Source organism: Actinophytocola sp., assembly GCF_036002505.1.
In the GTDB taxonomy this organism is placed as follows: domain Bacteria; phylum Actinomycetota; class Actinomycetes; order Mycobacteriales; family Pseudonocardiaceae; genus DASYTH01.
Genome location: NZ_DASYTH010000149.1, coordinates 1 through 9,131, shown reverse-complemented (window position 1 = coordinate 9,131; position 9,131 = coordinate 1). Strand labels below are relative to the sequence as shown.

At 69.6% G+C, this 9,131-nt stretch carries 8 protein-coding genes; 6 read left to right on the top strand and 2 right to left on the bottom strand.

From position 1 onward, the window contains the following. Nucleotides 1-53: 53 nt before the first annotated feature. Nucleotides 54-1,253, bottom strand: coding sequence for an ROK family transcriptional regulator (locus VGR06_RS13235; protein WP_327559342.1), 1,200 nt, complete (start codon nt 1,251-1,253; stop codon nt 54-56). Nucleotides 1,254-1,328: 75 nt separating this feature from the next. Here VGR06_RS13235 and VGR06_RS13230 point away from each other — a divergent pair, with 75 nt between their 5' ends. The 6 genes from VGR06_RS13230 to VGR06_RS13205 all read left to right on the top strand — a co-directional run bounded on the left by VGR06_RS13230 (nt 1,329) and on the right by VGR06_RS13205 (nt 8,628). Then, nucleotides 1,329-2,990 (top strand): ABC transporter substrate-binding protein, encoded by a 1,662-nt coding sequence (locus VGR06_RS13230; protein WP_327559341.1) that lies wholly within the window; start codon nt 1,329-1,331, stop codon nt 2,988-2,990. Between the two features lie 148 nt (nt 2,991-3,138). Beyond that, nucleotides 3,139-4,107, top strand: a complete 969-nt coding sequence (locus tag VGR06_RS13225; RefSeq protein WP_327559340.1) for an ABC transporter ATP-binding protein — start codon at nt 3,139-3,141, stop codon at nt 4,105-4,107. 193 nt (nt 4,108-4,300) lie between these two features. Continuing rightward, nucleotides 4,301-5,281 carry an ABC transporter permease gene (locus VGR06_RS13220; RefSeq protein WP_327559339.1) on the top strand — a complete coding sequence of 327 codons (981 nt, stop codon included), beginning with the start codon at nt 4,301-4,303 and terminating at the stop codon, nt 5,279-5,281. Nucleotides 5,282-5,285: 4 nt separating this feature from the next. Then, the gene (locus tag VGR06_RS13215; RefSeq protein WP_327559338.1) at nt 5,286-6,230 is read left to right on the top strand and encodes an ABC transporter permease; all 945 of its coding nucleotides are present in this window, start codon (nt 5,286-5,288) and stop codon (nt 6,228-6,230) included. Beyond that, nucleotides 6,227-7,204 (top strand): ABC transporter ATP-binding protein, encoded by a 978-nt coding sequence (locus VGR06_RS13210; protein ID WP_327559337.1) that lies wholly within the window; start codon nt 6,227-6,229, stop codon nt 7,202-7,204. The genes VGR06_RS13215 and VGR06_RS13210 overlap by 4 nt, the downstream gene beginning before the upstream one ends. A gap of 20 nt (nt 7,205-7,224) precedes the next feature. Next, on the top strand, nt 7,225-8,628 hold the full coding sequence (locus VGR06_RS13205) for a GH1 family beta-glucosidase (RefSeq protein ID WP_327559343.1): 1,404 nt from the start codon (nt 7,225-7,227) through the stop codon (nt 8,626-8,628). Here VGR06_RS13205 and VGR06_RS13200 read toward each other — a convergent pair. Then, the coding region (locus VGR06_RS13200) for a ricin-type beta-trefoil lectin domain protein (protein ID WP_327559336.1) at nt 8,537-9,131 on the bottom strand (595 nt) is incomplete at its 5' end. The two genes, VGR06_RS13205 and VGR06_RS13200, sit on opposite strands and share 92 nt — an antisense overlap.

Here is a 9,131-nt window from a genome sequence, read left to right as displayed (position 1 = left end):
CGATGAAGGGGGCCTTCCTCACGCCCACGGCGAGAAAGGCCCCCTTCATCGCACTACACTGCGCCCTGCCGGAGGAGGTCCGCCACCGGCAGGGTCGCGGCGCCCACGGCGACCGCGTCCGGGCCGAGCGTGCACAGCTCGATCGAGGTCTGGGCGTAGGCGTAGTGCAGCGCGTGCGCGGCGGCGGCGGCCCGGATCGCCGGCAGCAGGCGGGAGCCGAGCGCGATGCCGGCCCAGCCGCCGAGCACGATGCGCTCCGGGTTGAACAGGTTGATCAGGTTCGCGATCCCGGCGCCGAGGTAGCCGGCGGTGTCCTCGAGCACTTGAGCAGCCTGCGGCGAGCGGTCCGCGGCCTCGAGCAGGAAATCCAACTGGGACTGCTCGTCCGGGCGCGGCACCGCCCGGCCGCCGCGTGCCCGGCGGTACCGGTCGAGGATGCCTTCGGCGCCGACGTAGGCCTCGAGGCAGCCGCGCGAGCCACACCGGCACGGGCGGTCGCCGTAGATCAGCGTGGTGTGCCCCCACTCCCCCGCGCTGCTGGTGGAGCCGCGGTAGGTGGTCCCGTCGGTCACCACCATGGCGCCGACGCCGGAGCCGATCAGGGCAATCACCGCGTGCCGCGCGCCCCGGCCGGCGCCGAACCACATCTCCGCCTGCCCCAGCGTCTTCGCGCCGTTCTCGACGAGCAGCGGCAGGGTGAGGCCGGCGGCGCGGAGCACGTCGGGCAGCGGAACGCCGTCCCAGCCGATGGTCGGCGCATGCACCCGGACGGTGTGCGCCTGCTCGACCGTGCCGGGCACCCCGATGCCGACGCCGAGCACCTCGGCGTCGGCGACGCCGGCCTTGTCCAGCACGTCGCGCACTCCGGCCGTGATCACGGCGCCGACCTCGGCCGGATCCGGGTGGTTCGCGTCCAGGGGCTGGTGGAGCATGGCCAAGCTGGTCATGCCGAGGTCGAACAGTTCGACGGTCACCCCGGTCTCGCCGAGGTCGACGCCGATCACCCGACGGTAGGCCGGATCCACCCGGAGCAGCACCCGCGGCCGGCCGCCGTCGGACTCGACGAAGCCGGCCTCCACGAGCAGCCGCTCCTCGAGCATCTCCGCGGTCACGTTGCTGACCGTGGCGGCGGAGAGCCCCGTGTGCTGGCCCACCTCGTGCCGGCTGAGCGGGCTGTCGAAGAACAGCGTGGACAGCACCGCCGACCGGTTGCGCCGGCGCAGGTCGCGGACCGTGGCTCGTCGGGAACGCATGAGGCTCAACTCTTCCATCCGTGAGCGTTCACGACTAAATTTTAGACTTAAAATAAGACTTCGACGGAGGCATCGATGAAGATCACACGTTCCGTCGCGCTGGCGGTCTCGGCCGCGTTAGCCGTCACCGGCCTCGCCGCCTGCGGCAGCGGGAGCGGGACCTCGGCGGCCGCGAGCTCCGGCGTGCTCAACGTCGGCATGCCCAACGGGCCGCAGACCGAGAACCACAACCCCTTCCTCACCTCGTCCGCGGCCAGTTCCCTCGGCTACCGCCGGGTGATCTACGAGCCGCTGGTGATGACCAACGTGGTGAAGCCGACCGAGACCGGAAAGCCCTGGCTGGCCACCAAGTGGGAATGGTCCACCGACTACCGCACACTCACCCTGACCATCCGCGACGGCGTGACCTGGTCCGACGGCCAGCCGATGAGCGCGAAGGACGTGGCCTACACGTTCGGGCTGCTGAAGAAGACGCCGGCGCTCAACATCGACGCGATCCCGTACGGCGACATCTCGCAGAGCGGGAACCTGGTCACGCTGACCTTCCCGAAGCCGCAGTTCGTGAACCAGGTCAAGATCCTCAACATCGTGGTGGTGCCGGAGCACCTCTGGTCGAAGATGTCCGACCCGGCCACCGACCCGGTGAAGAACCCGGTCGGCACCGGCCCCTACACGCTCAAGACGTTCACCCCGCAGACCACCACCGTGGTGCTGCGCGACAAGTACTGGCAGGACCTGCCCAAGGTCAAGGAGATCCGGTACACCTCCTACACCGACAACAACGCGCAGACCACGGCGCTGGCCAACGGCTCGGCCGAGTGGAGCTTCGTGTTCATCCCGAACTACCAGGCCGTCTACATCGACAAGGATCCCGCGCACCACAAGCTCTGGTTCCCCGCGGTGCTGGGCATCCACGGCCTGTTCGTGAACACCACCAAGGCCCCGCTGGACAACCCGGCGCTGCGCCGGGCGATGGCCATGGTGATCAACCGCGACGACATCTTCAAGCAGGGCGAGGCCGGCTACTTCTACCCCAAGGTGGACAGCGTCACCGGCATCCCGACCCCGGCCGGGGAGAAGTTCATCTCGGCCGAGCACAAGGGCAAGACGTTCAGCGTGGACGTGGAGGCGGCGAAGAAGGAGCTCACCGGCGCCGGGTTCAAGCTCGACGGCAACACGCTGACCGACCCGTCCGGCAAGCCGGTGACCTTCACCCTGTCCAACCCGGCCGGCTGGTCCGACTACATCACCGACCTCGAGATCATCAAGGACAACCTGTCCAAGATCGGTATCCAGGCGAAGATCGACAAGGCCAACGAGGACGCCTGGACCACCGGCATCGACGCGGGCAACTTCGAGGCGTCCATGCACTGGACGAACTCCGGCGCGACCCCGTACGACATCTACCAGTCCATGATGGACGGTGCGCTGTACAAGCCGGTGGGCAGCCCGGGCGTGAACGGGAACTGGGGCCGCTACCGGAACGCGGCCGCCACCGCGGCGCTCGAGCAGTACGCCGGCGCCGCCGATGACGCAGCCCGCACCGCCGCGCTCAACACGTTGCAGCAGATCATGATCAAAGAGATGCCGGTGATCGTGACCTCGGCGGCCAACGCGGGCGGCGAGTACAGCACGAAGAACTGGGTCGGCTGGCCGGACGAGCAGAATCCTTACGCGCCGGCGCAGCCGACGCTGATCAACGCGCTGGACATCATCCTGCATCTTCGTCCGGCATGAGCTTGCGAATGCCGGGTCGAGGGAGTTGGCCTACCGCGACGAGGGTAGGCCGAGGGACGAGGTCTGCCCGAGGAGTGGTCCGGTGACCCACCTGCCGAGGCGACCCAAAACGATGGCCAACATTCCCGAGTTGGAGAACACAGCCGGCATGACAGCGGTTCTCGAGGCGGCGGGCCTGACCAAGCACTTTCCGGTCCGCCGCCGGGTCCGCGAGGTTTTCCGCAAGGGCCGGGCTGTGCATGCGGTCGATGACGTCGATCTGAAACTGCATCGCGGTCGGGTCACGGCGATGGTTGGCGAGTCCGGGTCCGGCAAGTCGACGGTGGCGCGGCTGCTCGCTCAGCTGTATCCGCGAACGGCCGGAACCTTGGTACTGCACGGGAAGCCGGCGACCGTGCGGGGCGGGCGGCGGTTCCGGGCGTACACCGGCCGGGTACAGATGATCTTCCAGGACCCGTTCGCCTCGCTCAACCCGGCGCACACCGTGCGGTACCACCTCACCCGCGCGCTGCGGCTGCATGGCCGGGTTCCGGCCGAGGCGGCCGAACTGCTGGAGCAGGTGCAGCTCACCCCGCCGGAGCGGTTCCTGGACAAGTTCCCGCACGAGCTGTCCGGCGGGCAGCGCCAGCGGGTGGCCATCGCCCGGGCGGTCGCCGCGCGGCCGGAGGTGCTGCTCGCCGACGAGCCGGTGTCCATGCTGGACGTCTCGATCCGGCTCGGCGTGCTGAACCTGTTGCGGAAGCTGCGAGACCGGCTGAATCTGGCCATCCTCTACATCACCCACGACATCGCCTCAGCGCGCTACTTCGCCGACGAAATGCTGGTGATGTACGCCGGCCGGGTGATCGAGGGCGGCGACAGCGAGACGGTCACCCAGCGCGCCTCGCATCCTTACACCCGGCTGCTCATCTCGTCCGCGCCCGGCCTTGCGCACGAGCCGGCCTCCCCGGTCGAGGGCGAGCCGCCCAGCCTGATCGCGCCTCCGAGCGGCTGCCGGTTCCATCCGCGTTGCCCGCATGCGATGGCCGTGTGCCGCACAGACCTCCCACCCCGCTTCGACATCGGTGACACGCCAGGGCACTGGGCGGCGTGCTGGCTCTACGGAGCCGCACCATGACCCCGCCCATGTTGGCGCCTGACGTCGCTATGTTGGCCGCTGGCGTCGCTATGTTGGCGCCTGATGTCGGCGTGTTGGCCGTGGGCGCCGCCGTGGCGAACCAACACAACGACGTGGCCGGCCAACATAGCGACGTGACGGGCCAACATAGCGACGTGGGGGGCCAACACGCTCGGGTGGCGGGGGTGGTCCGGTGAGCTTCCTGGTGCGGCGGCTGGCGTTCTACCTGTTCACGGCTTGGGCGGCGGTGACGATCAACTTCGCGTTGCCGCGGCTGATGCCTGGGGATCCGGTGCAGTCGCTGATCGCCCGTGCGCAGGGGCAGTTGAACACCGACGCGGTTGCGTCGTTGTACATCTTGTTCGGGCTGGATAAGCAGACGTCGGTGTGGGAGCAGTATTTCGGCTATTTGGGGCGGCTGCTACACGGGGATCTGGGGCTGTCGTTCGCGTTCTTTCCGACGCCGGTGGCCGAGGTGATCGGGGACAGCCTGCCGTGGACGCTGGCGCTGGTCGGGTTCACCACGGTGGCGGCGTTTCTGCTCGGCACCGGGTTGGGTGTGCTGGCCGGGTGGCGTCGCGGGTCGTGGGCGGACCTGCTGCTGCCGGTGACCACGTTCCTCGCCTCGATCCCGTACTTCTGGCTCGGGCTGATCGCGATCGCGGTGCTGGCCGGGCCGGGCGGGCTCTTCCCGGCGTCCGGCGGGTTCGACCCGGGCGTGGTTCCGTCCTGGGACTGGGCGTTCATCGGCAGCGCGGTGCGGCACACGCTGCTGCCGGCCGCGACGATCCTGGTCACCTCCATGTCCGGCTGGGTGATCTCGATGCGGAACATGATGGTGACCGTGGCCGCCGAGGACTACATCACGGTGGCGCACGCCAAGGGGCTCTCGGAGCGCCGGGTGATGCTGAGCTACGCGGCACGGAACGCCCTGCTGCCCAACGTCTCCGGGTTCGCGCTGCAACTCGGGCTGATCGTCGGCGGCACCTTCCTGGTGGAGATCGTGTTCTCCTACCCGGGCGTCGGGTTCCAGCTCTTCCAGGCCGTGGGCGCCAAGGACTATCCGCTGCTGCAGGGCATCTTCCTGGTGATCACTTTGACAGTGCTCGCTGCGAACCTGCTGGCCGACCTGGTGTATGTGGCGCTGGATCCGCGTACCCGGAAGGAGGGCTGAGATCGTGGCACTGCCCACTGTGGACATCACACCGGTCGTGGCCGATCCGGTCGCCCCGCCGGGTCGGGGGCGCCGGCGATTTCGTTTCCTGGCCAACGGTAAGGCGTTGACGGGGCTCTGCATTCTGGGTGCTTATGTGCTGTTCGCGGTCATCGGGCCGTGGGTCGCGCCGTATGACCCGTCGGCGCGCGGGGACGAGCTGGTGGCCGGCCCGTCCGCTCGGCACTGGTTTGGTACTACCCACCTCGGGCAGGACATCCTGAGCCAGGTGCTGGTGGGGACCCGCAGCGTCATGCTCGTCGGGCTGGTGGCGGGGATCGTCGCCACGGTTCTCGCCGTGCTGTTCGGGGTGACGTCCGGCTACCTCACCGGCGTCGTCGGGGAGATCCTTTCCGCGCTGGCCAACGTGTTCCTGGTCATCCCGGTGCTGCTGCTGGTGATCATCATCGCGTCGATCCTGGGTGACGCCGACGACCTGACCATCGCGCTGGTGATCGGCGCGACCGCGTGGCCGTGGAGCGCCCGGGTGCTGCGCGCGCAGACGCTGTCGCTGCGCCGCCGGGACTACGTCGAGGCGGCCCGGGCCACCGGCGAGCCGACCTGGCGGATCCTCGGCTTCGAGCTGCTGCCCAACCTGACCGCGGTGATCGCCGCCCGGTTCGTGGACACGGTGATCTTCGCGGTGCTGGCCGAGATCGCGCTGGCGTTCATCGGCGTCTCCGGGGTGTCCGACTGGAACTGGGGCACAATCCTGTTCTGGGCGCAGAGCCAGCAGGCGCTCGCCCAGGGCGCGTGGTGGTGGTTCGTCCCGGCCGGACTCGCCATCGCGGTGCTCGGCACCGGGTTGGCGCTGCTGAACTTCGGCATCGACGAGTTCGTCAACCCCCGGCTGCGCAGCGTCTCCGTGCCCGGTGCGCGGGTCGGCCTCACCCCGGTGGTGCCGGAATGACGCCGGTACTGGAGATCCGCGGGCTGACTGTCGATTACGGGGTGGGGGCGGAGTCCGTACGTGCGGTCCGGGCGGTCGACCTGACTTTGAACCGCGGCGAGGTGCTTGGTCTGGCCGGGGAAAGCGGCAGCGGAAAGTCCACTTTGGCCTATGCGATGCTCCGGCTGCTGTCGCCGCCCGGGGTGATTCGCGGCGGCTCGGTGGTCTACCACCCGGTGGACGGCGGGCCGGTCGACGTGCTCACCGTCTCTCCGGCCGAGTTACGGCTACTACGCTGGGCCGAGGTGGCGATCGTGTTCCAGGGCGCGATGAACTCGCTCAACCCGGTGCACACCGTGGCCGCCCAGCTGACCGACGTGATCGCCGCGCACGAGCCGGGCAGCACCGCGACCGGGCGGCGGGCGCGGGCCCGCGAGCTGCTGGAGCTGGTCGGCATCACGGCCGACCGGCTGGACGCCTACCCGCACCAGCTCTCCGGCGGCATGCGGCAACGGGTGATGATCGCGATGGCGCTGGCGCTGGAGCCCCGCGTGGTGATCATGGACGAGCCGACCACCGCGCTGGACGTGGTGATGCAGCGGCAGATCCTGGCGCAGCTCGTGGCGTTGCGCGAGCGGATCGGGTTCTCCGTGCTGTTCATCACGCACGACCTGTCGCTGCTGGTGGAGTTCTCCGACCGGATCGCGATCATGTACGGCGGGCGGATCGTCGAGGCCGCACCGGCCGCCACGCTCTACCGCGACGCCCTGCACCCGTACACCGCTGGCCTGCTCGGCTCGTTCCCGGCCCTGCACGGCCCGCGCCGCGAGCTCACCGGCATCCCCGGCTCACCGCCCGACCTGCGGGCCATGCCCACCGGCTGCGCGTTCCACCCGCGCTGCCCGCGTGCCTTCGACCCGTGCGGCGTGACGTCGCCCGCTCTGACGGCCCCGTCCGAGGGCCGGTCGGTGGCGTGCTGGCTGCACGAGAACTGAATCACCAACAGGAGGAGCCGATCTTGGAAACGACAGCAGCACCGGCCGGGGTGGACGAGCTCATCGCGAGCCTGCCCCCGTCCTTCCGGTGGGGGGTGGCGACGTCGGCCTACCAGATCGAGGGCGCCGTGCACGAGGACGGCCGCGGACGGTCCATCTGGGACACCTACTGCCGGGTGCCCGGCGCGATCGACGGCGGCGACATCGGCGACGTCGCCTGCGACCACTACCACCGGATGCCGGACGACGTCGCCCTGATGCAGGACCTCGGCATCGACGCCTACCGGTTCTCCGTTGCCTGGCCCCGAGTCCAACCCGGCGGCCGCGGCGGCGTGAACCCGGCCGGCCTGGCCTTCTACGACCGGATGGTCGACGAGCTGCTCGGCCGCGGCATCGACCCGTGGGTCACGCTCTACCACTGGGATCTCCCGCAGGAGCTCGAGGACGCCGGCGGCTGGCCGGTCCGCGACACCGCCTACCGGTTCGCCGACTACGCCATGCTCGTCTTCGACGCCCTGTCCGACCGGGTGCACGCCTGGACCACCCTGAACGAACCGCTCTGCACCGCCATGCTCGGCTACTACCGCGGCGTGCAGGCCCCCGGCCGGCGGGACTTCGGCGCCGCCATCCACGCCGTGCACCACCTGCTCCTCGGCCATGGCCTTGCGGTGCAACGGATGCGCGCGGCCGCCGCGAACCCGGTGCAGCTGGGGATCACGTTGAACACCAGCAGCGTCTCCCCCGCCACCGGCAGCCCCGCCGACGTCGAGGCCGCCCGCCGGGCCGACGGCCTCGGCCTGCGCATCTACCTGGATCCGTTGGTACACGGTGCTTATCCAGCAGACGTGATCGAGGACCTGGAGGTCCGCGGGGTGCGGGTGCCGGTGCAGGACGGGGACCTGGCGGTGATCTCCACGCCGTTCGACTCGCTCGGCATCAACTACTACTTCAGTACCCTGGTGTCCGGTGTGGACAGTACTGGTCGCACGGTGGACGCGGACGGCGTCCCGGTCGAGCTCGACGTCCGCTATGGCCGCCCGGTCACCGCCATGGACTGGGAGATCACGCCGGACGGGTTCACCGAGCTGCTGGCCCGCATCGGCCGCGACTACCCCGGAATCCCGTTGGTCATCACCGAAAACGGCGCCGCGTTCAAGGACGAGCCCGACGAAACCGGTTTCGTCCGGGACGACGACCGGGCCGCGTACCTGGCCGCCCACATTGCCGCGGTGGCGCGCGCCAGGCAGGCCGGCGCCGACGTCCGCGGCTACTTCGTCTGGTCCTTCATGGACAACTTCGAATGGTCCTATGGCTACGACAAGCGGTTCGGGCTCATCCGGGTGGACTACGAGACGCAGCGCCGCATCCCGAAGCACAGCGCCCACTGGTATCGCGACACCATCCGCCGGGTCCGCGGCGCCTAGGGCGATGAAGGGACCCTTCAGGGCGTTCAGCGTCCCGAAGGGTCCCTTCATCGCCTTTCACCCCCAGGTGGTCGGTGACATCGAGGCACTTGTTCGCGGCGGGGTTGACGATGTCCCGGGCCGCGGTCACGTTCCATTGCTGCGCACCGGTTCCGTTGCAGTCCCACAACTGGATCTTGGCGCCGTTCGCGGTGGAGCCGGACGTGACGTCCAGGCACTTGCCGAGCGCGCGGATCGCGCCGTCGGTGCCGACCGTCCACTGCTGAGCGTTCGTACCGTTGCAGTCCCACAGTTGGACGGCGGTTCCGTTGGCGGAGTTGGCGCCGGCCACGTCGGCGCACTTCCCGGCGAGGCCGGTGAGCTGGCCGGTGCGGGAACCGCCGCCGGAGCCGGGGGTGCCGGACCAGGTGAAGGTGGCCGCGGTGCGGGCCGGCAGCGAGTAGGTGAAGGACGAGTTGCCCCAGTTGACCCGCAGGCCCTGGGCCGAGCCGCTGGTGTTGTAG